Consider the following 26,736-nt stretch of genomic DNA (forward strand, 5'->3'; position numbering starts at 1 on the left):
ATCTGTATATTTTCAATCTTTCAGATAAAACTCTTTTGTCGAATCTGCGGTTTTAATAATCAGAATTCTCTCACCGTGTCTTAACGTGTGTGTTATATTCGCGGAAATTACCCCTCCGCTTTAACAGGCTCTGATCATGAAGAACTACGACGATCTGCAGCGTTTCCAGGAAAAAACGCAAACGCTGGACATTGCTTTTAAGGATATGTCCGGGCAATCGCTGGAAGCCGATCACAGCCAGTGGGCGATCATCCGTCAGCTGGCGACGGATGATGAGCCGGAGCTGGGTAGCGGCCAGCGCGTCGATCTGCCGCAGCCGCAGCCGATTCGCGGCGATGAGTTTGTCGCGCCGCCGCAGGCTCTTAATCCGGCGCCCGTCGCCCGCAGTGAAAAGGCATCACTGCTGCAGAGCCTCGCCGCCAGCGCGCCGGCACCCGACACAGAAACACCGCGCAGCGCGTTATTCCCGCCAGCAAGCAGCGCGCCTACTGCCGCGTCCGTGTCGTCACTGGCACCGGCAGCCACGCACGTAGCGCGTCAGGCGGCCACTTCTCTGTTCCCACCGCCGCCGGTCAGCGCGCCGGTCGCTGAACAGGCTGTTGCCCCTGCTGCCGCAGCACCGGCCACTGCGCCCGCCGTGGCGCAGCCGGAGCCTGCTACGCCCTCGCGCTTTGGCGCACTGTTCCGCTCGCGTGCGGCGGAACCGGTTCATTTATCTAAAGAAACACTGCTCAAACCGTTACTGGAGAAGATCGCGCTATGCCATTAGTTTGTGTGTGCTCGCCAAAAGGGGGAGTAGGAAAAACCACCATGGCGGCCAACCTGGCCTGGAGTCTGGCGCGTGCCGGCAGCAAAGTGCTGGCGATCGATTTTGACGTACAAAATGCGCTGCGCCTGCATTTTGGCGTACCGCTGCACGACAGCCGCGGCTTTGTGGCGCGCTCGGAAGAGCAGGCTGACTGGAGTCAGTCGATCCTCACCACCGGCAGCAACATCTTTGTCATGCCTTACGGTGAGGTGACTGAAGCGCAGCGTGAGCGCTTCGAACACAACCTGGCGCACGATGCCCATTTCTTAAAACGCGGCCTGGATACCGTCCTGAATTATCCGGGTCTGGTAATTATTGCAGATTTTCCGCCGGGACCCGGTCCGGCGCTGAAAGCCATGCAGGCGCTGGCCGATATGCATTTAGTGGTGATGCTGGCGGATACCGCCTCGGTGGCGCTGCTGCCGCAAATTGAAAACCATCGCATGATTGGCCAGCCATTAAATAATCAGCACGGTCATTATTTCGTGCTCAACCAAAGTGATAATCGCCGGAATATCAGCCGTGAAGTAACCGCATTTATGCAGCAGCGGCTGGGCGATAATTTACTTGGCGTGGTGCACCGCGATGAAAGCGTGGCTGAGGCCAATGCCTCGCAGCAGTCAATCTATGATTTCAGCCCGGCTTCGGCAGCGGCGTTTGATATTGAACTGGTGGCAAAACGGGTGGCGAATATCCTGAATATCAACGTAGGCAACGGCGAAGTTCAGGCACCGATCCGCAGTCATTATTAACAAGCCCGGCCGCCAGCGGCCTGGTTCAAATAATAACAACACAGCTTCTTCAGGGTGAATCATGAGTAAACTCGGGTTTTACCTGCTGCTGCTGGTGCTTGCACCGGTCGCTGCGGTAATCGTCATCACGCCTATGGACAGCCAGAAACAGTATATTTTTGGTTTGATCAGTATTGGCATGATGTTTTTACTGGGCTTCAGTAAAAGCCGTAAAATAACCATTGTGATGGTTTTTCTTTCCGCGCTGATGTCGACCCGATATATCTGGTGGCGCACCACGGAGACGCTGCAGTTTAATTCCGAGATTGAAGCAATTCTCGGTATCGGCTTATATCTGGCCGAGCTGTATGTCTGGCTGATCTTAATTCTCGGCTTCCTGCAAACCACCTGGCCATTAAAACGCACCATTGAACCGCTGCCGGATGATACCCGCTTGTGGCCGACGGTCGATGTCTACGTGCCGACCTATAACGAAAGCCTCGACGTAGTGCGGGATACCGTGCTGGCGGCGCAGTGTATCGACTATCCGCGCGATAAGATCAAAGTTTACCTGCTGGATGACGGCAAACGCAGCGAGTTCGCGGTATTTGCCGCCGACGTTGGCGTCGGCTATATCACGCGCGACGATAACCGCCACGCCAAAGCCGGCAACCTCAATCACGCCATGAAAATCACCAAAGGCGAGCTGATTTGCGTGTTTGACTGCGACCACGTGGCGACGCGCACGTTCCTGCAGGCCACCGTCGGTCCGTTCCTGAAAGATCCGAAGCTGGCGTTATTGCAGACGCCGCACTACTTTTACTCGCCGGATCCGTTCGAACGTAACCTGCGCGCCGCGCGCAGCATCCCGAATGAGGGCTCGCTGTTTTACGGCCCGGTGCAGCAGGGCAACGACAACTGGAACGCCACGTTCTTCTGCGGCTCCTGTGCGGTGATCCGCCGCAGCGCGCTGGAACAGATTGGCGGCTTCGCGGTGGAAACCGTCACCGAGGACGCACATACCGCGCTGAAAATGCAGCGTCTCGGCTGGGGTTCGGCGTTCCTGGCAATTCCGCTGGCGGCGGGACTGGCGACCGAACGTCTGGGTCTGCATGTGATTCAGCGTACCCGCTGGGCGCGCGGCATGACGCAGATTTTCCGCGTCGACAATCCGCTGCTGGGCCGTGGGCTCAAGTGGCAGCAGCGTCTGTGCTACCTCAACGCCATGCTGCACTTCCAGTTCGGCCTGCCGCGCGTGGCTTTCCTCACTGCGCCACTGGCTTACCTGCTGTTTAACCTGAATATTATCCACTCGTCGGCGTCGCTCATCTTCGCTTACGTACTGCCGCATCTGGTGATGTCGCTGTACGTTAACTCGCGCATGAACGGCAAATTCCGCTACACCTTCTGGGGTGAAATCTACGAAACCGTGATGTGCTTCCACCTGGTGATCCCGACGCTGCTGACCCTGCTGTCGCCAAAGCACGGCAAATTCAACGTGACGGATAAAGGTGGTCTGCTGGACCAGGGCTTCTTTGATTTCCACATCGTGCGGCCTCACGTCATCGTTGCCGCGCTGCTGTCGATTGGTATTGTGGCCGGCGTGGTGCGCGCCGTGGCGCATGATTACTTCGGCGTCGATCCTTATGTGATTGCGCTCAACGTCGGCTGGGCGGTGTTCAGCCTGATCATCCTGATGGCGGCGATTGCCGTGGCACGTGAAACCAAACAGGTGCGTAAAACCATTCGTATCGAGGTGCAGATCCCGGCGGTGATTCACTATGCCAGCGGCATCTCTTCGCGCACGCAAACCAGCGATCTGTCGATGGGCGGCGCGCAGCTGGATGCGCCAGACAACCGGCATGAGCACGATGAAATCGAAGAGATCGATCTGCTGCTGAAATCGGGTGCCATCACCATTCCGGTGAGCAAGATCTCCGGTGATGAGGAGACCATTCGCCTGCGCTTTGGCGCGATGCCGCTGGCGCGCCGCCGTGAACTGGTGCGCGTGGTGCTGGCGCGGGCCGATGCGTGGATCCAGCCGGAATATAAGCAGGACAACCCGCTGGTGTCGCTCGGCACCATCATCCGTACCGTCTTTGAGCTGTTCTGGCTGAGCTGGAAAGATCGCCGTGAGGCGCGCAAGCGTGATGGCCAGGCAACGGCCAAAGAGGACAGCGCAGCATGAAAACATTGACGTACACGCTGCTGGCCAGCGCGCTGACCACCACGCTGCTGCTCGCCCCGGCCTGGGCAGAGACGCCGGCGGTAACCCAGGACAGCGCCGCGCTCTCTGACGTACCGCCGCCGCAGGGGCTGGATGGCAGTGCCGATCCGCAGCTGAAGCAGGCGGCGGGCGACGCGCCGTACACGCCGGGCGATGCAGCGCCGCTGCAGGAAAATACAGCACCCGTACAGTCGGCAGAGTCAGCACCGCCGGCAGAGGCAGCAACGCCAGCAGCATCGGCTGCGCCTGACATCGTCATACCGCCGGTGGCTGCGGAGGCACCGGCTGCCGCTGAACCCGCTGGCGCGCTGTTAAACCAGCCGGTGAGCAGCACCATTTCGGTGGCGCAGATGGGACAGCCGCGCGGCATCACCCTGACCGGCGGCCAGCTGCAGTCCGGTATTCTGTTTACCCTGCCGGGCGATGAGGTGATCACTAATGCGCGGCTCAACCTGTCGCTGCGCGTCTCTGCCGCGCTGGCGGCGCGCAACACGTCGCTGCAGCTGATGCTCAACGGCCAGCCGCTCGGCACGCTGCCGCTGGGTGCCAGCGACAGCGATGTCAGCGACTATCAGCTGGATATTCCGGCGGCGATGGTGGTTTCCAGTAATAACCTCAGCTTTAAAATCAACGATGCCGACAAGCTGCTGTGCGAAAAAGAGAGCGCGCAGCAGTATCAGGTCACCATTCTGCCGAAAACCACGCTGAGCCTCGAAGGTCAGCAGCTCAACATTGGCACCAGCCTGCGCAACTTCCCGCGTCCGTTTATTGATGTGCAGCGCATGACGCCCGCCAGCGTGACCTTTGGTTTTGCCGCTAACGTTTCGCCGGATAGCGTCAGCGCCGCCGCGCTGGTGGCTTCCTGGCTCGGCATTCAGTCGGATTACCGTGGCATCCGTTTCCCGGTGGTGCGCGGCGATCTGCCCGAGCACAACGGTATCCTGATCGGCCATCCGGGTGACAAAATCGGCAGCGTGACGCTGCCCGCAGCCCGTGGTCCGCTGCTGCAGGTGATCGATAACCCCAACAATCCGGTGTACAAACTGCTGCTGGTGGTCGGTGCGGATGATGCCCAGCTGCGCCAGGCGGCCAACCGCCTGACCACGCAGCCGCTGGCCACCGATGCCAGCAGCCTGAACGTACCGCCGCAGCCGATTGGCACGCGCAAACCGTACGACGCACCGCGCTGGATCAACACCAGCCGCCCGGTGCGTCTCAGCGAGCTGCTGCGTAAAGATCAGAGCCTGACCACCACCGGTATCTGGCACGATGCGCTGCGGGTTAACTTCCGCGCGGCACCGGATCTGTTCCTGTGGGACGGCGACGCGATTCCGGTCAATCTGCACTACCGTTTCCCGTCGGAAAGCTGGATCGATGAAAACAATTCGTTTCTTAACGTCACGCTGAACGGCACCTTCCTGCGCAACCTGACGGTGAACAAAGTCGGGCTACTGGAGAGCGCCTGGCACCGGCTGGGCGGGGATGCACGCCAGGAGCAGTACACGCTGAAGCTGGAGCCATACCTGATTTACGGCGACAACCAGCTGGCGCTCTACTTCAATATCAAGCCAAAGGCGGATGCGCCGTGCGGCGTGCTGCTCAACAACAACATCAAGAGCCGTATCGAAGAGGATTCGTGGATCGATCTGAGCCACACGCGCCACTTCACCATGCTGCCGAACCTGTCGTACTTCGTCGGTGCTTCGTTCCCGTTCTCGCGGCTGGCGGATTTTTCGCAGACCACGCTGCTGCTGCCGGAGGCGCCGGGTGATGCCGAGATCGCCACGCTGCTGGACATGGCCGCGCGCGCCGGTAACGCCACCGGCGTGCCGCTGGTGCAGAACCAGGTGTTGTTTGGCCTGCCGAACGGCGGCACCAATCTGACGCGCCTGCAGCACAGCGATGTACTGGCGGTGAGCACCATGCAGCACAGCGCCTTCACGCAGCAGATGCTGGCCGGCACCGCTTACCAGACCAGCGGCAATACGCTGGGCGTCAAAGAGCCGACCACCGTCGATAAGCTGCGCGGCTGGCTGACCGGTGACTGGTCTCGCCAGCAGCTGGATGCCGATCGCTACTTCTCCTCAAATGAAGCGTGGCGCGGCTTTGTCAGCTATCGCTCACCGTGGAGCGCCGATCGTCTGGTGGTGATGACGGTCGCCACCAGCGATCAGCAGCTGCTGCGTTTGCACGATGATTTGAATTCGGCGCGCATCAACGCCGGCATCCGCGGTGATACCGCCATCATCACCGATGAGAACGGCATCCGCAGCTTCCGCGTCGGGCCGCAGTTCCCGAGCGGTGAAATGCCGTGGTACATGATGGTGGTGTGGTATGCCAACCAGCACTCGGTACTTATGGCGCTGGCGGCGCTGCTGCTGTCGGCGCTGATCGGCAGTGCGGCCTGGGTGATGCTGAAGCGTCATGCGTGGCGCCGTCTCCACCCGAAAGACGATAGTCACTCCGGCCGGAAGTAAGGATAAAAATAATGAAAAAACAGCTGATAAGTGCCGGTATTCGTCAGGCGTTGCTGCTGGGCGGCGCGCTGGCCTTCTCACAGCCGCTGCTGGCGGCGGAGAGCACCAATCCGGCGTTACAGGCACTGTTCGACCAGGCGGCCTACTGGCATCAGAAAGCGCATGACGATCTGGCGAAAGCCTCGCTGCAAAAAATCCTGATGGTGGAGCCGAACAATACCCAGGCGCTGTATCTGCTGGCGCTCTATTCACAGCAAAGCGGCAGCGCGGCTGATGCGGCACAGTGGCGCGCCCGCCTGAGTGCGGTATCGCCCAACGATCCGCATCTGACGGAGCTGGACAACGCGCGGCAGCTGCAGAGCATTCCGCAGGCGCAGCTGTCGCTGGCGCGTCAGCAGGCGCGCAGCGGTAACATCGCCGCCGCGCTGCAAACCTGGCGCAACACCTTCAGCGGCAACGAGCCGCCGCCGAGCGTGGCGGCAGAATATTATCTGACCATGGCCGGCGACCGCACGCTGCTGCCCCAGGCTGTGGAGGCGCTGCGGCAGTTTGCCGCCGACCATCCGCAGGATACCGGCGCTCAGCTGGCGCTGGGCAAAGCGCTGACCTATCAGGAAGCGACGCGCCGGCAGGGCATTGATGTGCTGGCCAGCATGGCGGACGGTAATAAAGAGGCCGATCGCTCGCTGCGTCAGGCGCTGCTGTGGCTGGCGCCACAGGCGTCAGACGCCGCGCTCTACCAGACCTGGCAGCAGCGCCATCCGCAGGACAGTGCAGTGGTGGATTACTACCGCAAAAACGTCGGCGGCGCGGAGAAGGGCGCTGGCTTTAGCGCGCTGAACAGCGGCGACGTCAGCGGTGCGCAGAACAACTTTGAAAAAGTGCTGCAGGCCAACCCGCAGGACGCCGATGCGCTTGCCGGTATGGGCTACGTGGCGCAGCGCGCCGGACGCTACGCCGAAGCCGCCGATTATCTGACGCGCGCCGCACAGCTGGGCGGCGATCAGAGCCAGCAGCGTCAGCAGCAGGCGGCCGACGCCCGCTTTTACGCGCAGCTGGCGAATGCCCAGCAGGCGCTGAAAAACGGTGACAGCGCGCAGGCGCTGGCGCTGAGTGAGCCGCTGACGCAGGCCGAGGGCGAAAAAGGTATATCGGCGAAGCTGTTCCGCGCTGATGTGCTGCGCCGCAGCAATCAGCTGCAGCAGGCGGAGCAAACCTACCGGGCCATTCTGCAGAGCGATGCCGATAACCGCAGCGCCAAAGAGGGGCTGTTTTACGTGCTGCGCCAGCAAAACCGCAGCGCCGAAGCCAATACCCTGCTGGCATCATTGCCCGACAGCGTGCGCCAGAGCGTGGCGCCGCGCGGTAACAGCAGCGATCCGCTGCGTGCGCAGGCAAAACGCGAGCTGGCGGCAGGCAACCGCAGTGCGGCCATCGCCACGCTCAACAGCGCCATTCAGCGCTATCCCAGCGACGGCTGGCTGCGTCTCGATCTGGCACGCATTTACCGCGCGCAGGGCGATAGCCTGCTGGCCGCTAACGTCATGCAGCCGACCCTGCGCAGCGGTGCCAGCACCAGCGAGCTGTATGCCGGTGCGCTCAACGCCAGCGAGAGCGGTGCCTGGCAGCAGGCCAGCCAGTTACTGGCGCGCATTCCCAACGGCAGCAAGAACAGCGAGATGCGCGAACTGGCGCAGCGCGTGAATTTCAATCTGCAAATGGCCACCGCCGATCGCTATCTGGCGCAGGGATCTGACGCGGCGGCGGCCAATACGCTACGCGCGCTGGCCGCCACGCCGCCAGCCAATCCGGTCGATGCCGGTAATCTGGCGCAGAAACTGGCCAAAGCCGGCGATCTCACCACGGCGGTGACGGTGGTGCGCGGCAACATGCAGCGCGGCGTGCAGGGCAACGCCGGTGATTACGCCGCGCAGGTGGCGGTACTGAATCAGGCGGGACTGACGACCGAAGCGCAGAGCTTCCTCAGCAGTCCGGAGCTGCAGGCGCGCAGTACGCCCACGCAGCTGGCCGGTATCCGCAACGGTTATCTCATCAATGAAGTCGATCGCCTGCGCGAGCAGAAGCAGTACGCCGCCGCCTATGACAAGCTGGTGGGTGCGCTGCAGCACGATCCGCAGAACCGCGATCTGATGTTTGCCATGGCGCGTCTGTATCAGTCCGGCAAGATGAACAAAGAAGCGGGCGTGGTGTATGACTATCTGCTGACGCAGGATACGCCCACTCAGGATGCGCGCACTGGCGCTATTGATGTGGCGCTGGCGCAGAACGACATCGACAAAGCGAACACCTTAACCCGCGGCCTGCGCAATGAGCAGACGCCGGATCGCCTGTTACTGCTGGCACGCGTGGCGGAAGCCAACGGCGAGCACAGTCAGGCGATGAGCTACCTGCGCAGCGCGCGCGGCCAGCTGATTGGTCTGCAGGGCGCACAGAGCGGCAGCGTGCCGACCGTTGGCGGTCTGGCGCTGGCGGACAATCCGTTTATCAACCGCAGCACCTCGCCGGTGTCCGGTTCGCCTTCCAGCTATGGCACGGTAATGCCGTGGCAAACGGCACCGGCCACCAGCAGCAGCGCGCAGGACGTCACGCTGGCGAGCACCACGCCGGAGGTCCGGCAGAGCCAGACGCTGCGCCAGATTGACGAGATGATGGACAATCTGCAGGAGAAAACCGGCACCTGGGTACAGGGGCAGATGCAGGTGCGCGGACGCGACGGCGAATCGGGGCTCAGCAAGCTGACCGAAGCCAAAGCGCCGCTGACCTTCTCGACCGTACCGTTCGGCGAGTCGCGCTTCGACTTTACGATGACGCCGGTGTCGCTCACCGCTGGCAGTGCGGCCGGTGATGCGTGGCGTCGCTTCGGCAGCAACGCGCTGGTGCAGGGCAATGTGGTGGCATCCGGCGCGGCCAAAATAGACGACACGCCGTCTTCGTCGACCGATTCGCAAAAGGCCACCGGCGTGGAACTGAATATGGCGCTGAAGGGCGACAGCTACAAAATCGACCTCGGCAGCACGCCGCTCGGCCAGGATCTCAGTACGCTGGTGGGCGGCGTGCAGTGGTCGCCGAAGCTGACCGATTTCCTGACGCTGATCCTCACCGGTGAACGCCGCGCCATGACCGATAGCCTGCTGTCGTACGTTGGCGTGGAGGACAAGACCAGCGGCAAGCGCTGGGGGCGCGTCACCAAAAACGGCGGCAACGCCATGCTGAGCTTCGATAACGGCGACGCGGGTTTCTACGTCGGCGGCGGCGCTTACAGCTATCTGGGCGAGAACGTGGCGAGCAACAACAGCGTGCAGGCCACGGCGGGCGCTTACGTGCGGCCTTACCACTACGACGACCGCGAGCTTAAGGTCGGCATGAGCCTGTCGTGGATGGATTTCTCCAAAAACCTGAGTTACTTCAGCTACGGTCAGGGCGGCTATTTCAGTCCGCAGAATTATGCCGCGGTGTCGTTCCCTGTCGACTTCAGCCGCAAGTTTGATGACCTGAAAGTCAACGTTGGCGGTTCGGTCGGCTATCAGTCGTACAGCCAGGACAAGAGCGCGTATTTCCCCAACGATCCGTCGCTGCAGTCCCAGCTGCAAAGCCTCGCCGATCAGGGCTTTGTCAAAAGCGCCTACTACAGCGGTGAGAGCAAAAACGGCATCGGCTATAACCTGCACGCCGGTGCCGATTATAAGATTAATAAAGATGTCACCATCGGCGGCCAGCTCGGCTATGACACCTTTGGCGATTACAACGAAAGCACAGCCAATCTGTACTTCCGTTATCTGTTTGGAGACAACTAATGAGTGAGCAACCGGGCGCACGCATCAGCCATCCGTATCAGCCGGGCTGGTTTGATCTGGTCAGCGTGATGATTGAGAGCATGCTGGACAACGCTGGCGCGGAGGCGGAAGCCTTCCTCAACGGCGTGGGCGAATTGCTGGCAACGCGCTATCCTTTGCCGGAGGCGCGCACCGTGCAGGATCTGGAGCGCGAAATTAATCTCCAGCTGGCGCGCTTTAACTGGGGCTTTGTTCAGCTACAGCCGCAGCAGAACGCGATTATGCTTGAGCACCATGCCCTGCCGCAGGGCGACAGTCAGGTTGATGCGGAACGCTGGCAGCTGGCGCTGAGCGCAGTGCTGGCCGGCGTGTACGCGCAGTGGCTGCGCGCGCAGGGTGGCAGTGCGGCGGTGCCGCTGACGCTGGAAAAAATCGACGGCGGCACGCTGCATTATCGATACCAATAGGAAGCTGTGATGAGAGTGATGCGGTTCTGGCGTCAATGGATGCTGTGTTTCATGGTGATATTTTTCAGTGCTCAGGCGGTCGCCGATGGCTGGAGCAGTTACAAAAGCCGCTTTATGAGCAGCGACGGCCGCATCAGCGATACGGCCAACAATAACGTCAGCCACACCGAAGGTCAGGGTTACGGCATGCTGCTGGCGGTGGCGTATAACGATCGCGCCACCTTTGATTTGCTGTGGCAGTGGACGCGTACCCATCTGCGCAATCCGCAGAATGACCTGTTCTACTGGCGCTATACGCCAGGCGCAGCCGATCCCATCGCCGATAAAAATGATGCTTCGGACGGGGATGTGCTGATCGCCTGGGCGCTGCAGCGCGCGGCGCAGAAGTGGGGCGGTGATTATCAGCAGGCGTCGGATCGCATTCAGCGCGCGGTCATCAAGCTAACGGTGATCGACTACGCCGGCCGCAAGGTAATGCTGCCGGGCGCGCAGGGCTTCAATAAAACCAGCTATGTGGTGCTTAACCCTTCCTATTTCCTGTTCGCCGCATGGCAGGAGTTTGCGCAGCACAGCCATCTGCGCGTGTGGAACACGCTGATTGATGATGGCCTTGCGCTGCTGGGCGACATGCAGTTTGGCAAAACCGGCCTGCCGCTGGACTGGGTGGCGCTGAACGCCGATGGCTCCGTCGCGCCGGCGGTCGGCTATTCCAACCGCTTCAGCTATGACGCGATTCGTATTCCGCTGAATATCTGGTGGTACGATCCGCAAAGCCTGCGGCTGGTGCCCTTCCAGCGCGTCTGGCAGGGCTACGCGCGCGACACCACGCCAGCGTGGTTTGATGTGCTGGCCAATACCCCGGCACCTTACAATATGGAAGGTGGCCTGACCGCGGTGCGCGACCTGACGCTCAACCAAACCGGCTACCTCAGCGACCGCTTAGCGCCGGAGCAAAACTATTTCTCCGCCAGCCTGCAACTGCTGACCTGGCTGGCTTATCAGGAGAAGCGATAGCCGAACGCTACCTGCACCCGTCGGGATTTATACCGGAGCGCATCAAAGCGCACCCTGTAAAAACCACGCAACTATCTTGTAGGGTCGCCATTTATGGCGACCTTTTCATTTTCGTGTGCTTATTTAAAATCCGCATACGGTTCCAGTGGCTGTGGTGGCATATCCATGTCGCCGTTCCAGCCGGCCATTGAGTAGCGCACATAAAGCAGTCCGTGGCTTGGGGTGTAATCTTTCGCCTGCTGAATGTCCATGGCCAAACCCAGCGACCAGTGCGGCGTGATGCGCCGCTCTATCAACGCCTGCACGGTATAGCCGAAACCGCGTCCGGAACTGCTGTCCGATGACGGATTGCTGGCCAGCGTAAAGCCGGGATTCACCGGGTAGCGCGCCTGAGCGTCGGTGGTTGACTGTGACCACGACACCGAGCCGCCGAGTTCATACGACCAGTTTTCCGTGCGCTGACGCCAGGTCAGCGGCACCGCCAGCGAGAAGTAGCGCTGCGGGCTGTAATAGCCGCCCTGGCCAAAGGTGTAGTCGCTCAAATCTTTCTGATAGTGCCACAGCATACTGTTCAGGCCGATGGTGGCGCGCTGGTTGTCGCTATTGATCAGCTTGTAGTAATAGCCTGCCATCAGCCGTTCGCGGCTGTTGTCCGCCACGTTTTCACCGCTGATTTGATGGGCGCTGAGATCGGCCCACACCCCGTGCGCGCCGCCCCGATCGTAGCTCAGGCCGATGCCGCCGCCGGTCGCGACGACGCCGCCCCAGTTTTTGCCGCCGTTAGTGGCCGGATCGCGCGCGCCGGCGTAAGCCAGCAGCGAACTGGAGATTGGGCGACGTGAAGCGGTAAAGGTCACCCCGAGATCGTCGATGTCAGTTTTCCAGCTTACGCCGCCGACCCAGTTAGTGACGGTAAAACCGAGCGGCGTGGTGCCGATATCGGCTGACCAGCGATCGTTGTGCCAGCCGACGCCCAGCGCGGTGCCTTCGTCCCGCTGGGTGAAATCGCGCCGGCAGCCCCCGACGTTGGCGTCGTTACAGCTGCCGAACTTTTCACTGTGGCTGCCATCAGTGGTGGAAAATGTTCCGGCAGACACCTGTACGTGATCGACGCGCACAAAGCTGCGGCCATCGGCCAGCGGGGTTTCCGCCTGCAGCATGGTGGTATGGGCGGTAAAGTCAGAGGTGCCACCGTTGCCCTTATCGCGCGAGTAGTCCTGTTCCAGCGTCACAGTGGTGTCCTGCTGGCGATACAGGTCAGCGGCGTCGCTGCGAATGCTGCGCTTCAGCCAGTCGTCCTGGGCCTGCGCGCGCGTCAGCCGGGTATAGCGGGCGTTATCGTCTGGCAGCGCTGGCGTGATGCCGCTGGCGACCATGGCCGCGCGGTAATCCTGCTGTGCCAGCGCGGGCTGACGCTGCTGTCTCTCCAGCCGCGCGGCATCACGCAGCACCAGCGCTTTTTCCTGTGACGGCGCGACAGCGGCGGCGCGGGTTTTCAGCACGCTGAACAACTGTTGCGCTTTGAGGAGATCGCCGCTGTTTTGCCAGGCGAGTGCCACGCGCCGGCCGCTGTTCAGGCTCTGCTGCGCCACGCTGTCCGGCAGGCTGTGCAGCGCTGCGCGCGCTTCGGTGGTGCGCTGCAGCGCCAGCAGCGCCTCGATGCGGCCGAGCGCGGCATCGTTGTTGCTGGCGTCCTGCTGCAGCACCTGCTGATAACCGGCCAGCGCTGTTGTGGCATCGCCCCGCTCCAGCGCCCAGTCGGCCAGCGTAATGTCGCGGCGCGGCGAGACCGGCTGCTGTTGCAGCAAGCGGATGGCGGCGGCTTCATCACCGCGGGCGCGTAGCTCCCCGGCACGCCCGAACGCCTGGTTTTGCGCCAGGCGATCCGCCAGTTCATGCATGTTGCTGTCCCAGCGGGCGGTGGGTAAACGGTGCAGCGTGGCCAGTGCGGCGGCATCGTCGTCGCCGGATGACTGCCACAGTGCCGTGGCATACAGCGCGGCTGGCTGCTGCGGCTGCTGGCGCACCATCGCGGCCATTACCGCGGCGCCTGCCTGGTTGTCACCGCTGCTGCGTAGCGCACTGGCCAGCCGCCAGGCCAGCCAGACATCATCCGGTCGCGCCTGAGCCGCCTCACGGTATTTCGCTACCGCCTGCGGCCATTGCTGCTGCTGCGCCAGCGTGTCTGCGTCGGCCAGCAGGCTCTCAATACGTAAATTGCTCAGGCGCTGCTGCGCCGTGCCGTTGCTGCGGTCAAGGCGCAGCGCCTGCTGCCAGTACTGCCGGGCTAACGCGCTGTTTTTACGCGCCTGCGCCACATCACCGAGGCCGATGAGCGCCCAGCTATCATTGCTGTCGATGGCCTGCGCGCTGCGGTACTGCTGCTCAGCGCCGGACAAATCCCCCTGCTTCAGCGCCGCGTCGCCGCTGTCGATAGCCAGCCAGTAACGATTGGTCTGTAACAGGGACTGCCACTTGCCGATTTGCGTGCTGGCCTGGCCCGCCTGAATCGCTTTCTGTAGCCAGCTGATGGCGGCGGCGCGGTGACCGGCACGCGCCTGTGCCTGGCCCATGGCACCGAGCAGTTCGGCGTCGTCCGGATTGGCCTTCAGCGCCGCCTGTAATGCGCCGATTGCCGCCGCGCCGCCGCCAGCTTCGACCAGCGCCAGGCCGCGCATGCGCTGGCGGAAGGCCGGATCGGCCAGCATTTTTTGCTGACGCGCCAGCTCATCCGCTCCGCGCTGTTGCGCATCGCCGCTGGTGAACACCTGCAGATACTGCTGCAGGCTGGCAACGCTGCGCTCGCTTACCGGCTGGTTCTGGATCTGCTGCAGCCACAGTTCGGACGCGGCATCGCGGCCGCCGTCGCGGTTGGCCAGTTGACGCAACTGGGTCACCGCCTGATCCGGCTGATTATTATCAAACGCCATGCGCGCCAGCTGTAGCTCGACGCCGATATTGCCCGGATAACGCTGCTCCAGCGCCTGCAACTGATGCCAGGCGAGCGGCTGCTGGCCCGGCAGGCGCGCCACCAGTCGCCAGTACTCCAGTTCGGTGTTTACATCGGGAAAGACGCCGTGAAACAGCGCATCCCACGCTGCTTTGGCCTCCGGCAGCCGTCCGGCGGTGGCCAGCAGCCGCGCCTGCTGCAGCTGCTGACGCCCTTCGGGGCTCATCAGGCGCAAACCTGCCGCAGATTCGCGTGTGGCGGCGTCATCCGGCGCAGCCTTTTGCAACGCATCGAACAGCTGCTGCGCTTTGGCCTGATCGCCCTGACGCAGCGCCATACGAATGCGCGCCGCCAGCACCTGCGGGTTATCCGGATCGATTTTTTCCAGCCGGTACAGCGACTGCTGCACCAAATCGTATTTGTTGGTGGATTCGCCGGTACGAATCTGCATCAGCAGCCACGCTACCGGCGCCACCTGCGGACCGGGCGCGGCCGCCACGCTGCCGGCCAGCGCACTGGCGATCAGCAGCGCAAGCGGTAACTTATTCATCGTCATCCAGCTCAGCCAGGCGACGACGGCTCACCATGCGCATCAGGCGCCAGGCCATCAGGGCGAACAGGATCACCACCAGCACGGCACACACGGCCAGCCATACCGGATGGGTGGCCAGCAGATTCCACAGCCGCTCCCACCACGGCAGATGCCCGACAAAGTAGGTATCGCCCACGCGCACGCTGTTGACGCCGGACTCCCGGACGATGCTGACGGAACCGAACATCGCCGCGCGCTTACCGCTGTCGCGCAGCGCTGCATTCAGCAAATCCCAGCCGCGCGGGCTGTCAGCCAGCAGCGCCACCACACTGCGCTGATCGTGAAACGGCGACTGGAAGCCAACCAGAGCGCCGAGCGGACCGCGCGAACTGATGCCGGTCTGGCTTTCGGCGGTGCGCTCGCTGGCTGACAGTGGCACGTTGGGCGCGCTGCCCGGGCGCGATGGCATGTTGAGGGTGCTGCGCGTGCGATCCACCAGCAGATTGATCGCCGTGTCCGCCTGCAGATCCGGCGGAATGCTGCCGATCAGCAGCAGATCGGCATCGTGGTCTTTGGCGTTGCGCCAGTCATCGCTCATTTGCACGCGCAGTGCCGGATAGCCGGTCTGGGCGCCGATCGCCCCCAGCGCGTCAAGCAGCGTACTGACTTCGCCGCTCTCCGGTTTTGCCGGCACCAGCACCAGGGTTTGCGCCAGATCGGCGAAGCGGCTGAACGGGAAGCCAGCGCTGGCAAACGCGCCGAGCGAAGGCATTTCGATGTAGTGACGATAGCCGGAGAAATCGATGCTGGAGCGATCGTCGATCACCGCATGATGCGCGACGGGGGTGACGGTTTCACAGCGGCCATCGGCAGTGCCGCCGATAAAGGTATTGGCGTAGTCAAAATCAAAGCGCAGCTGGTTCACCACACCGAGACGCAGTGCCGGAATGGTCAGCTGACGGCTGTTGTCCTGCAGGCCCTGCATCAGCGGAATGCGCATCAGCTGCTGGCCCGCGCCATCTTTACTGGTCAGCGGATAATCCTGCATGAACTGATTATTGAGATGCACCGCCAGCCGTGAGCCGTCCTGCTGCACCGGTGAGGTGTAGCGATAGATCAGGTCCATATCAATGCCGCGTGCGCGCACCAGGAACAGATCCGGCGGCAGGTTGAGCGTCAGGCTAATCGGGTTGGGTTGCAGGCCATCAGCCTGCAGCTGGTTCTGATACTGCGTCAGTTCACCAAAGGTGGTGCGGCGATCGGTGCGTACCCAGTTTGGCGCATCGTACGGCTGGCGCGGGGCCAGCAGTTTCACACTGTCGATGGTGGCGCGCTCGCCGCGCAGCAGCAGTTCGCCCTGCGCAATGCCCTCTACTGCAGTGATCAGATCGTTATCGTCGCGGCCGAGAATCAGCAGCATCTTCTGATAGGGATTGTCCGGCTGGCTGACCATTTCCACGGTGGGTTTGTCCACCGGCGGCAGCGTTTGCAGGAAGTCAGGCCGGCGATCGTTGGTGGCGAACACCACCGCATGCTGTCCTTCCGGCAGCTGGTTATACAGCACCGGGAAGGACTGGCCGCGCCACTGCGCCTGGCTACCGAACCACGAGGCCAGCAGGCCTGCCGCACGCTGTTGCTGCACATCCGGCTGGCCGCTGAAGACCATCGGCAGCTGCAGCGGCCGGTTGTCGCGCGCGTCAAAGAATGGCTCCGGGAAATGGGAGAGATCGTTTTTCAGCGGCAGCTTCTGCAGCGTCAGGTCCAGTTTGCTCGCTTTACCGATATCCAGCCAGATGGTGCTGTTGGCCGGATTTTCACACACGTTGGCGTAGTGGCCGACCAGTTCCAGGCGGATGCGGTTGAAGTCGCTAATGTAGCGCGGGTCGATCGCCAGCTGCGTCTGGTTCTCTTTGCCGAGCTGATCGGCGGTGACGGTGACCAGTCCCACCAGTTCATCGTTGAGATACACCTTGAGCTGCGACTGCGTCGGCAGCAGCGCCGGCGAAGGTCGGTAGTTGAGCGTCAGCAGCGCGCGCGTGACCACCTCGTCGCTGCGCACGCCGAACTCAATCTGGCTGGTAGGGACGGTGCCGCGCAGCGTCATGCTACCCGGCGGCGGTGCCACCTGGGTAAACAGCAGCTGGCTATCGCGCAGCGGGGCGCTGGCATCGAGCGGTTGGTTCACGTCGGGCAGCGGCGCAGAGGTTGCCGCAGGCGGTGCATCAGGAAGCGCCGCCGGAAGTGCCGCCTGCGCCAGAGACGCCGTGCCCAGCAGCAGGGCGGTGAACCAACTCAGTTTTCTCGTCATGGTCATATCATCAGCTTAGGTAAAATCAGTGTTGAGCGTTGCCGGTCGCGGACGGACGTTGTGCGGCAACAGCGTTGCCAGCCAGTGCAGTCCGGCGGTCAGGCCACGGAACAGGCGGCGCAGCGGTGCCGGACCATACTCCGCCAGCCGCAAATAGCCTTTGAAGCCGAGCAGCATAATGTCCGCCAGGCTCTGCACCGGTTTATCCTCCGGAAAACCGTCCTGCCACAGCGCCCAGGTATCGGCGCGCGCAAAGGTGCACTGAATAAATTCGATGTGCTGGCGGGTGGAGAGCTGGTGCAGGCGGATACCCGCGCGGCGGCCAAATACGCGCTGTACCTGGCACGGGAAGCTGAACTCCTGCTGTCCGCGCCGCAGCAGCAGCGAGACGCTTTCGTTCTCGCGCAGTGCATCCGGCTCGCGCAGTTCGACGCCCACGCCGCCGTCAGAGTAGTCGCGCAGCGTGCACGGCAGCATATGACCATCGGCGCGTGCCAGCGCCGCCGGCATGGCGATCTCCACGCGGTGCGCTTCACGGATTTGACGCGCTTCCACCGACACCGCCACCGCGCCGCCGAGAATAATCATGTTGTAAACCACCCACACCAGACTGACCCAGATGGTGAGCAGCTCATTGGCCGGGCCGTGCGCCATGCGCCAGAAGCCCATGCCGATACCGGCAATGTTCAGCAGCACCAGCAGCATGTAGGGTTTGGTGATCACCCAGTCGAGATGGCGCTCTTCTACCAGGCCCCCTTTGGCGGTCACGTTGAATTTGCCTTTGTGCGGATTAAACAGCGCGACCGTGGTGGGGCGGGCGATGTACCAGGCGAGCACGGTTTCATACACCTCGCTCCAGAACGAGTGGCGCCAGCGCCCCTGGATGCGCGAGTTTGTCAGACTGGTATGCACCATGTGCGGCAGCACGTAGATGGCGATGGCCAGCGCGGGTGCATAGATGATGTAGGCATGGCACAGCAGAAACGCCAGCGGCGCCAGCAGAAAGATCAGCCGGGGGATACCGGCAAGAAAGTGCAGCATGGCGTTGGCGTAACACAGCCGCTGTACCAGCTTCAGCCCTTTGCCAAACAGCGGATTATCGAGACGGAAGATCTGCACCATGCCGCGCGCCCAGCGGATGCGCTGGCCAATATGCGCTGACAGACTTTCGGTCGCCAGCCCGGCAGCCTGAGGAATGCGGATGTAGGCCGAGGTGTATCCGCGGCGGTGCAGTCGCAGCGAGGTGTGCGCATCTTCGGTAACGGTCTCTACCGCGATGCCGCCAATCTCATCCAGCGCGCTGCGGCGCAGCACTGCGCAGGAGCCGCAGAAAAAGGCGGCATCCCAGGTGTCGTTACCATCCTGCACCAGACCGTAAAACAGCGAGCCTTCATTCGGCGTCTGGCGGAAACGGCCGAGGTTGCGCTCAAACGGGTCTGGCGAGAAGAAGTGGTGCGGTGTCTGCAGCATGCCCAGCCGGTGATCTTTCAGGAACCAGCCCATGGTGAGCTGCAGGAATGAGCGCGTCGGCACGTGGTCGCAGTCAAAAATCGCCACGTATTCGCTGCGGCAGGTGGTTTTCAGCGCATGGTTGATGTTGCCGGCCTTGGCGTGTTCGTGGCTGGGGCGCACCACGTAATTGACGCCCACGCTGGCGGCAAACTCGCGAAACTCCTCGCGCGTGCCGTCATCAAGAATATAGATGTTGAGTTTATCCTGCGGCCAGTCGATACCCAGCGCAGCATAGATGGTGGGTTTGACCACGCTGAGCGGCTCGTTGTAGGTCGGCACCAGAATATCGACGCTGGGCCAGCTGGCGATCTCCGGCGGCATGGAGACCGGCTGGCGGTTGAGCGGCCACAGCGTCTGGAAATAGCCCAGCACCAGTACTGTCCACGCGTAGGTTTCCGCGCCAATCAGCAGCAGACCAAACGTCAGGCTGAGCGGATCGTCCCAGTTGAGGGTTTCCGTATAGCGCCACCACAGATAGCGGCAGGAGATGGTGAGCGACAGCACAATCAGCATGATGGTCACCAGCCGGCCCGGCATACGGCGCACCAGCATGGCCAGCGCCCACAGCAGCAGCACAAATACAAACTGCGTAGTAATATCAAACGGCTGCGAGATGCACAGCAGCGCCAGCAGGCTGGCGGCGATCGCCACCACGATGAACAGCAACTGACGCACGCGCCGTGGCAGGCGCTGCAGCCAGCGTTCGCTGCGCTGCGGCACGCCGCTGTGCTCCAGCCGCGCCGGCAGCTGCGCCAGCCATTGATACAGCTGCTGGCGCCAGCGGAACAGCGAGCCAAAGGCGTTAAAACGTTTACGCTCGCTGCGCGCGCTGCCGTCCAGCGGCAGCATGATAAGCAGCCACAGGCTCTGGAGTGCATAGCGCACAATATCGAGCGGACGCGGGCGCAGCGGAGAGATATGCGGGAAGTAGCGCTGACGCTGCTGCAGCACGCGCCGCCACGCCGGCGTTTCCAGCCGCAGCAGCGACCAGGCGAGCACGCACCACAGCAGATGCAGCGCGACCGTTAACCGCCCGGCGCCGTGCTGACGCGCCAGGCGCGCGCGCTGCTGCAATGCCTGCGAGGCCTGCGGCACCAGCAGCCAGCGCAGCGCATTCATGCGCCACCTCCGGCAACATGCAGCAGCAGCCAGTTGGCCAGCGTATTGATCTCTTCGCTGGCCAGCGCATGCGGACGCCAGGCGCCCACTGGCTGTTTCATCATCAGCGCTTCCGCTAGCGCTTCATCGCGGTGGATCACCTGTGGAATCAGGTTTTTAAGCGAGCGCAGCCACAGCTGATGCAGATCCTGCTGCAGCTGGCTGTTGGCGTTGAACTGGTTAATCAGAAACAGTGTCTGCGGCGAAAAGTGCGCGCGGTGCAGGCGCAGCTGGCAGTTGGCATCCAGCGTTAACAGCTGAAGCAGCCGATCGGCGGCCGGGATGAACGCCTGCTGCCACGGCAGCAGATCCGCCGGAAGGTCGAAAATAATCCACTGATAGCGCTGTTTCAGGGCCGGCAAAGCCTTAAGCAGCGGTTGTGCAATTTCGGCTGTCGCTGCGGTTAAGGATAAGGTCTGCTGATGCGTGAGCGTGCCAGACGGCAGGAAATCCAGCCCCGGCTGATAGCGCAGCGCGCTGTGCTGCCACGGCTGGTTATCCAGCTGCGCACGCAGCCAGCCGTGCGGCGTGTCGAGCGGCAGATTAAAGTGGGCCGCCAGTTGGTTGGCTGGTGAAAGGTCGATAAGCAGCACCGACTGCTGCAGCGCGTTTAGCGCCCAGCCCAGCGCGGCACTGAGTGCCGTCGCGCCGCACCCGCCGCGCAGCCCCTGTAAGGCGAGAACCGGCATTAGCGTGGTGACTCCGGTCCCTGCGTGCATTCCTGCAACAACGGCCAGCGCGACAGCAATTGTTGCAGACGCGCTTCACGGGCAATATCAATATAGCGAAACGCCTTCAGTGAAAAGGCGGCACTCAGGGCGTTAATATCATCCTGATCTTCGCTGCCGACAGCGATCAGTGAAAAAGCATTTTCAGTTTTCATTACTTTTTTGCCACCAAAGAAACGACAACGGATAAAGAGGGGTGATATTTTTCTTGTCGCGTATAAAACCGCAGCCAGCGATTTCTGGCCCGGCAAAGTCAAACAGTCTGGCGCGTGCGCAGCTTTTTTTATTTCAGCAGTTCCAATCGTTGCCGTCTATATTAAACTAGCCTGGATTGTACAGATCGCGACGCTAATATGAAAAATCTTTATACGCTTGGCCTGCAGCAGGTACAACAGGAATTAATCGCCCTGCAGTCGCCGGGATTTTACTGGATAACCTGCCAGCGGCCCGAAGACGCACGAACGCTGTTACGTCAGGTGGTTAGCCAGCAAAAGGCGGCCACGCTGGTGAGCGCGGATGAACCCCCGCAGGCGCTGTTAACGCCCGATCCGCCCGGCGGTCCGGCGCGTATTCCCTTATTTTCGCTGCCTGCCAATAAAGCCAGCCTGCAACATCTGGCCAGCGATATGGCGCGCGTAATGAATAAACGTAGCGGTCTGGTCATGTTTTATAGTCAGGCGGCGCTGTGGAGCAAATTATCCCCGGATGAACTGACCGTGTGGATAAAAGGCTTGCGCCGGGTTCTGTTAAAAAAACAAATGACGCTGCTAATGATCACCTGCGGAACCGCAATTATTCCCCTGCGAAATCATCTGCAGCGTTATTTTCGTCAGCTTGATGGTGTCGCCCATTTAGAATTTCAGCAGGATAGCTGGCAATATCGAATTAACTGGTGGTACTCCGCCGATAAATTGCTGGCCGACCGCGCTATCCGCCTGAACTGTATTGATAATCAGTTTATTGCGCAGGCTGAAGCTGCCGCGTCACAGCCGCTGAGCCTCAATGATGAAAACCAGTTTCTGGCCCAGCAGGATGTGCTGGAAGGGGCGCCGCCGCTTTCCGCGCAGTGGCAACTGTTCAGCGATAACGAGAGCGTGTATGCGCGCGGGCAGCAGGCCAACGCCGCCACGGTCATCTTTAGCCTGGCCCATAATCAGGATGTGCCGACTCTGGCGAGCATGGTCCATGGTTTGCGGCGATCGCGCGGCAACGCGCTGAAAATCGTGGTTCGGGAACTTGGCACCAGCCTGCGCTACAGCGATGAACGTTTGCTGCTGGCGTGTGGCGTTAACAGCATTGTCCCGACGGCGGCGCCGCTGTCGCGCTTGCTGACCGCGCTGGAAGGCGTGCAGGGCCAGCAGTTTACCCGCCACGTGCCGGCCGATCTGCCGGCGCTGGTACAGGCGCTACAGCCGCTGCAGCAGAAAGGCTATTTGCCGCTGGAGCGTTTCTGTGCGGCGGTACAGCAGTTGATGAACAATACGCTGCTGCCGGAAAACGACAAAGGGCTGATGGTGGCGCTGCGCCCGGTGCCGCAGCTGTCGCCGCCGCAGGTACTGACGCTGTGTAAACCGCGTCGTTTTGGCGATTTGGTGACGCTGGTTGACGATCGGCTCTATTTATTCCTCTCTTCCTGCCGCTTTAACGACCTGGACATTGCCCTGAAATCGATATTTTCCCTGCCGCACGACGAGCTGTTCAGCAACCGCATGGTGTGGTTTGCCGACAATCAGATTTTGTCGGAGGTGAATAAAGTGCGGCAGCTGACGCCGGTGGCGCAGGTCGAACCGCTCATGGTACCGGCCGCTGCGCAACCTGCCGCGCCGGCAGCGGCCGCGCCGCGCGGCCCTCAGACGCCGCAGCCGATCATCATCGACCTCGGGGAACCGCACGTATGACGCTGATGGATGGTGTGCAGGTGGCGATCCTGCTGTTACTGATTTTGCTGTTCCTGAAATCGCTGTGGCGACGCTGGCTGCCGCAGCGCAGCACCAGCCTGCTGATGCGCCTGTTACCTGCCCGCGCCCTCAAATCGGAAGGGCAGTGGCAACGCCAATCGACCAAAACGGATAAACATGGATAACACACCTTCGACGCTGCACGCGGCGCGCTGGCGCGGCCTCGGCGGCTGGAACTTTTACTTTCTGATCAAATTTGGTCTGTTGTGGTACGGCTATCTCAACTTCCATGCACTGAGTAATCTGGTGTTTCTGGCGTGGCTGCTGTTTCCGCTGCCGTCAGCGCGGCTGCATCGTCTGCGCCAGTGGGTTTCGCTGCCGATTGGCTTCGCGCTGTTCTGGCACGATACCTGGCTGCCGGGTCTGAACTCGCTGCTCAGCCAGGGCAGCCAGGTGGCGGGATTCTCGCCGGCCTATCTGCTGGATTTGCTGCAGCGCTTTATTAACTGGGAGATGATCGGCGCGGCCTTTGTGCTGCTGGTGATTTACCTGTTCGTGGCGCAGTGGATTCGCGTCACCGTGCTGGTGTCACTGGCGCTGATCTGGCTGAACGTACTGACGCTCGCCGGCCCGGCGGTCAGCCTGCTGCCCAGCAAAGCCGCCGCACCGCCGGTGGCGCTGAATGACAAACCGGCCGCCAGCCCGGCCGCGGCGGGACTCGATCAAAGCGCGCCGCCCACCAGCGCCAACCTCACCGCGTGGCTGAATCGCTTTTACGATAGCGAACGCCAGCGCGTCACGCACTTCCCTGATGCGCTGCCCGCCGATTCGCAGCCGTTCGATATTCTGGTGATCAACATCTGTTCGCTGGCGTGGTCGGACATTGATGTGGCGCAGCTGCGTGACCATCCGCTGTGGAAGCACTTTGATATCGTGCTGAACAACTACAACTCCGCCACCGGCTACAGCGGTCCGGCCGGTATTCGCCTGCTGCGCGCCAGCTGCGGCCAGACCTCACACAGTAACCTGTATAAAGCCACCGACCAGCGCTGCTATCTGTTTGATAATCTGGCGAAGCTGGGCTTTAAGCAGCAGCTGATGATGGACCATACCGGCGTGTTCGGTAACTACCTCAAAGAGCTGCGCGAGGACGGCAACATGCAGGCGCCGCTGATGTCGCAGGCCGGGATTGCGCCGGAGCTGACGTCTTTTGATGGTTCGCCGGTGTACAACGACGGGCAGCTGATGCAGCGCTGGCTTGATGATCGCAGCAAAAGCAGCGATGCGCGCAGCGCCACCTTCTACAACCTGATTCCGCTGCACGACGGTACGCGCGAGCTGGGCAGCACCCGCACCGCCGAGTGGCAGCCGCGCGCACGGGTGCTGTTCGACCAGCTCGATACCTTCCTGACCAATCTGGAGAAGTCGGGACGCCGGGTGATGGTACTGGTGGTGCCGGAGCACGGTGCGGCACTGCAGGGGGATAAAATGCAGATGTCCGGGCTGCGCGATATTCCCAGCCCGGGGATCACCCACGTGCCGGTTGGCATCAAATTCGTCGGCATGAAAGCCCCGCATCAGGGCCAGCCGCTGACCATTGATACGCCGCTCAGCCTGCTGGCCATCTCGGAACTGGTGTCGCGGGTGGTGGACGGTCAGGTCTTCAACGCACCGAACGTCAACATGTCGGTGCTGGCGGATAACCTGCCGCAGACGCCGGTGGTGTCGGAAAATGATAACGCCGTCGTGATGATGTATCAGGGCAAACCGTGGATTCGCCTTAACGGCGGCGACTGGGTAGCCTATCCGCAGTAAAACCTGAGCGGCAAACGGTGCGGGCTGGCGCGCACCGTTTTGTCTCTGCGCCGCTAATGGCTGACAAAATGCTGAAACAGCGCGCAAAGCGGGGCAGTTGCGTGATTTTCGCCTTTATCCCGGCGCAAAAAAATGCTGACCTGGGATATACTTGCTGCGCATTCCGGCAACTGTCACGGCCCCCGGCGGCCAGGAGAGGTTTTGTTGCGCGTCAGTCGTTCGTTAACGATAAAGCAGATGGCCACCGTGTCCGCCGTGGCGCTGGTCACCATCTGTATTTTTATCGTCATCCAGTTATTCCATTTTGTGCAGCAGCGCAGGGTGGATTACGCCCAGCAGATGGAGAACGTCGCGCATACCGTGCGCCAGCCGCTGTCCGAAGCGGTGCTCAAAGCCGATATCCCGCAGGCCGAACGCATTCTGAATACCCTTAAGCCGGCGGGCATTCTGTCGCGCGCCGATGTGGTGCTGCCGAACGCCTTCCAGGCGCTGCACGCCGACTTCGCGCCGGAGAAACCGGTGCCGCGCTTTGTCGCCCGGCTATTCGAACTGCCGGTGCAGATTACGCTGCCGCTCTATTCGGTCGAGCGCAGCGGGCTGCCGAAGCCGATTGCCTATCTGGTGCTGCAGGCTGATTCGTCGCGCGTTTATCAGTTCCTGCTCAGCACGCTGTCCACCATGATCACCACCTATCTGCTGCTGGCGCTGATTCTGTCCGTGGCGATCAGCTGGTGTATCAACCGGCTGATCGTGCATCCGCTGCGTAATATTTCGCGTGAGCTGCAGGAGCTGCCGCCGCCCGCCATTCTCACTCATAAGCTGGCGCTGCCGCACAATCATCGCGACGATGAGATCGGCATGCTGATTCGCAGCTACAACCGCAATCAGCAGGTGCTGGAGTCGATTCACGATGAGATGAGCCGGCTGACCACCCATTTCGCGGTGACCGATTTGCCCAACCGCGCGCTGTTTCTGGCGCTGCTTGATCAGCACATCCGCCATCGCCACAGCCAGCAGCCGTGGGGGCTGATGGTGATCCGCATCGAAACCCTGCAGGAAGCCAATGGCGTCCTGAGCGATGAGCAGCGCGATACGCTGATGCTGACGCTGGTGGAAAAAATCCGCAGCACCATTGATGACCATACGCTGCTGGCACAGACCGGACCGAGCGACTTTGCGCTATTGATGAAGCGTGCGCACAACCCGTTTCGCGCCATGCGGCTGGCGCGCAACCTGATGCTACGCATCAATCAGCCGGTGAACCTGTATCAGCTGCAGCTGCGCCCCAACGCCAGCATTGGCCTGGCGCTGCACGATGACAACACCGTGTCCGCTGGCGAACAGCTGGCGCGTGCCACGTCGGCGATGATGTCGGCGCGCCATCAGGGTAAAAACCAGATTCTGTTCTTTGACCCGGCGCTGACCGAGCGGGCGCAGAAGCGCTTAACCCAGGAGCACGACATCCTGCAGGGTCTGCAGGATGGCCAGTTTGCGCTCTATCTGCAGCCGCAAATCAATATGGCCACCGGCGAGCTGGCCGGCGCAGAAGCGCTGCTGCGCATGCGAATGCCGGACGGCAGCTATGGTTTATCTGAAGAGTTCATCGCCAGTGCCGAAGAGATTGGCGTCATCTCCGCGCTCGGCCGCTGGGTATTTGAAGAGGCGTGCCGCATTATCGCTGGCTGGCAGCGCCACGGCATCAATCTTCCGCTTAGCGTGAATATCTCCGCAGTACAGCTGCGCGATGCCAGCGTGGTGAGCCATCTGCAGGGGCTACTGGAGCGCCATCGCATTGCGCCGGGTAACTTCGTGCTGGAGATCACCGAAACCGCGCAGATTGGCGATGCTGAACAGGCGATGGCGCTGCTGCGCTCGCTGCAGCAAACCGGGGTGGCGGTCGCGCTGGATGATTTCGGCATGGGCTACTCCAACCTCAACTACCTGCATCAGTTCAAAGCGCTGCCGGTTAATAAGCTAAAAATGGATCGCAGTTTTGTCGCCGCGCTGCCGGATGATGACACCATGGTGCGCATCGTGGCGGCGATTGCCGATATCATCCACCTCGACGTGATAGCCGAAGGCGTCGAAACTGCCGAGCAGCGCGACTGGCTGCTGGCGCGCGGAATTACCATTGGGCAGGGCTACTTATATGCTGAAGCCCTGCCGTTATCGGTGTTTAACCAGCGCTGGCTGGCCAGCTCGTCACCGTCTGAATAATCACCTTATTTATTGATTTTCCTTGCAGAATTGCACCGTTATGGGGTGCTGAAGCGTTTCAGTTCATAGTTAGAGTTTTGTAACTTTTGTAAGGAATGTA

At 61.6% G+C, this 26,736-nt stretch carries 16 protein-coding genes; 11 read left to right on the forward strand and 5 right to left on the reverse strand.

Going from position 1 to position 26,736, the window contains the following annotated elements; genetic code table 11:
- Positions 1–136 precede the first annotated feature (136 nt).
- From bcsO to QMM04_RS08715, 7 genes are all read left to right on the forward strand, one after another.
- Positions 137–769 carry a cellulose biosynthesis protein BcsO gene (gene bcsO / locus QMM04_RS08685; RefSeq protein WP_059010818.1) on the forward strand — a complete coding sequence of 211 codons (633 nt, stop codon included), beginning with the start codon at positions 137–139 and terminating at the stop codon, positions 767–769.
- Positions 760–1,560: a cellulose biosynthesis protein BcsQ gene (bcsQ, locus tag QMM04_RS08690; protein WP_031279622.1), complete on the forward strand. Its 801-nt coding sequence runs from the start codon at positions 760–762 to the stop codon at positions 1,558–1,560. Before bcsO ends, bcsQ (QMM04_RS08690) begins: the two co-directional genes overlap by 10 nt.
- A 61-nt stretch (positions 1,561–1,621) precedes the next feature.
- A complete protein-coding gene (gene bcsA, locus QMM04_RS08695) occupies positions 1,622–3,727 on the forward strand; it encodes a UDP-forming cellulose synthase catalytic subunit (protein ID WP_282996011.1) in 2,106 nt (701 codons plus the stop codon).
- Entirely contained in the window at positions 3,724–6,243 is a 2,520-nt protein-coding gene (gene bcsB / locus QMM04_RS08700) for a cellulose biosynthesis cyclic di-GMP-binding regulatory protein BcsB (RefSeq protein ID WP_282996012.1), read from the forward strand. The genes bcsA (QMM04_RS08695) and bcsB (QMM04_RS08700) overlap by 4 nt, the downstream gene beginning before the upstream one ends.
- Before the next feature lie 11 nt (positions 6,244–6,254).
- Complete coding sequence (locus QMM04_RS08705; RefSeq protein WP_282996013.1) at positions 6,255–10,058, forward strand: cellulose biosynthesis protein BcsC; 3,804 nt, start codon at positions 6,255–6,257, stop codon at positions 10,056–10,058.
- Positions 10,058–10,504 carry a cellulose biosynthesis protein BcsD gene (gene bcsD, locus QMM04_RS08710; protein ID WP_282996014.1) on the forward strand — a complete coding sequence of 149 codons (447 nt, stop codon included), beginning with the start codon at positions 10,058–10,060 and terminating at the stop codon, positions 10,502–10,504. The genes QMM04_RS08705 and bcsD overlap by 1 nt, the downstream gene beginning before the upstream one ends.
- Before the next feature lie 9 nt (positions 10,505–10,513).
- A complete protein-coding gene (locus QMM04_RS08715; protein WP_282996015.1) occupies positions 10,514–11,518 on the forward strand; it encodes a glycosyl hydrolase family 8 in 1,005 nt (334 codons plus the stop codon).
- A 119-nt stretch (positions 11,519–11,637) separates the two neighbouring features.
- On the opposite strand, the gene bcsC is transcribed toward QMM04_RS08715, so the two are convergent.
- Genes bcsC through bcsR form a run of 5 tightly spaced genes read right to left on the reverse strand, consistent with a single transcriptional unit; the run spans position 11,638 to position 20,861 of the window.
- The gene (gene bcsC / locus QMM04_RS08720; RefSeq protein WP_282996016.1) at positions 11,638–15,018 is read right to left on the reverse strand and encodes a cellulose synthase complex outer membrane protein BcsC; all 3,381 of its coding nucleotides are present in this window, start codon (positions 15,016–15,018) and stop codon (positions 11,638–11,640) included.
- Positions 15,011–17,314, reverse strand: a complete 2,304-nt coding sequence (gene bcsB, locus QMM04_RS08725) for a cellulose biosynthesis cyclic di-GMP-binding regulatory protein BcsB (protein WP_282996017.1) — start codon at positions 17,312–17,314, stop codon at positions 15,011–15,013. The genes bcsC and bcsB (QMM04_RS08725) overlap by 8 nt, the downstream gene beginning before the upstream one ends.
- 9 nt (positions 17,315–17,323) lie before the next feature.
- On the reverse strand, positions 17,324–19,939 hold the full coding sequence (gene bcsA, locus QMM04_RS08730; RefSeq protein ID WP_282996019.1) for a UDP-forming cellulose synthase catalytic subunit: 2,616 nt from the start codon (positions 19,937–19,939) through the stop codon (positions 17,324–17,326).
- Complete coding sequence (gene bcsQ / locus QMM04_RS08735; protein ID WP_088516562.1) at positions 19,936–20,667, reverse strand: cellulose biosynthesis protein BcsQ; 732 nt, start codon at positions 20,665–20,667, stop codon at positions 19,936–19,938. Before bcsQ (QMM04_RS08735) ends, bcsA (QMM04_RS08730) begins: the two co-directional genes overlap by 4 nt.
- On the reverse strand, positions 20,667–20,861 hold the full coding sequence (gene bcsR, locus QMM04_RS08740; protein WP_211727035.1) for a cellulose biosynthesis protein BcsR: 195 nt from the start codon (positions 20,859–20,861) through the stop codon (positions 20,667–20,669). The genes bcsQ (QMM04_RS08735) and bcsR overlap by 1 nt, the downstream gene beginning before the upstream one ends.
- A gap of 198 nt (positions 20,862–21,059) precedes the next feature.
- Between bcsR and bcsE the strand changes: the two genes are divergently transcribed.
- The 4 genes from bcsE (at position 21,060) to hmsP (ending at position 26,636) form a co-directional block, all read left to right on the forward strand.
- Positions 21,060–22,604, forward strand: coding sequence for a cellulose biosynthesis protein BcsE (gene bcsE / locus QMM04_RS08745; protein WP_282996021.1), 1,545 nt, complete (start codon positions 21,060–21,062; stop codon positions 22,602–22,604).
- Positions 22,601–22,789, forward strand: coding sequence for a cellulose biosynthesis protein BcsF (gene bcsF, locus QMM04_RS08750; protein ID WP_010617915.1), 189 nt, complete (start codon positions 22,601–22,603; stop codon positions 22,787–22,789). Before bcsE ends, bcsF begins: the two co-directional genes overlap by 4 nt.
- On the forward strand, positions 22,782–24,419 hold the full coding sequence (gene bcsG / locus QMM04_RS08755) for a cellulose biosynthesis protein BcsG (RefSeq protein WP_136547553.1): 1,638 nt from the start codon (positions 22,782–22,784) through the stop codon (positions 24,417–24,419). The genes bcsF and bcsG overlap by 8 nt, the downstream gene beginning before the upstream one ends.
- A gap of 204 nt (positions 24,420–24,623) precedes the next feature.
- Positions 24,624–26,636 carry a biofilm formation regulator HmsP gene (hmsP, locus tag QMM04_RS08760; RefSeq protein ID WP_021507002.1) on the forward strand — a complete coding sequence of 671 codons (2,013 nt, stop codon included), beginning with the start codon at positions 24,624–24,626 and terminating at the stop codon, positions 26,634–26,636.
- Positions 26,637–26,736: the final 100 nt, after the last annotated feature.

Origin of the sequence: Pantoea sp. Pa-EAmG (assembly GCF_030024295.1) — a bacterium.
Lineage (GTDB): Bacteria > Pseudomonadota > Gammaproteobacteria > Enterobacterales > Enterobacteriaceae > Pantoea > Pantoea dispersa.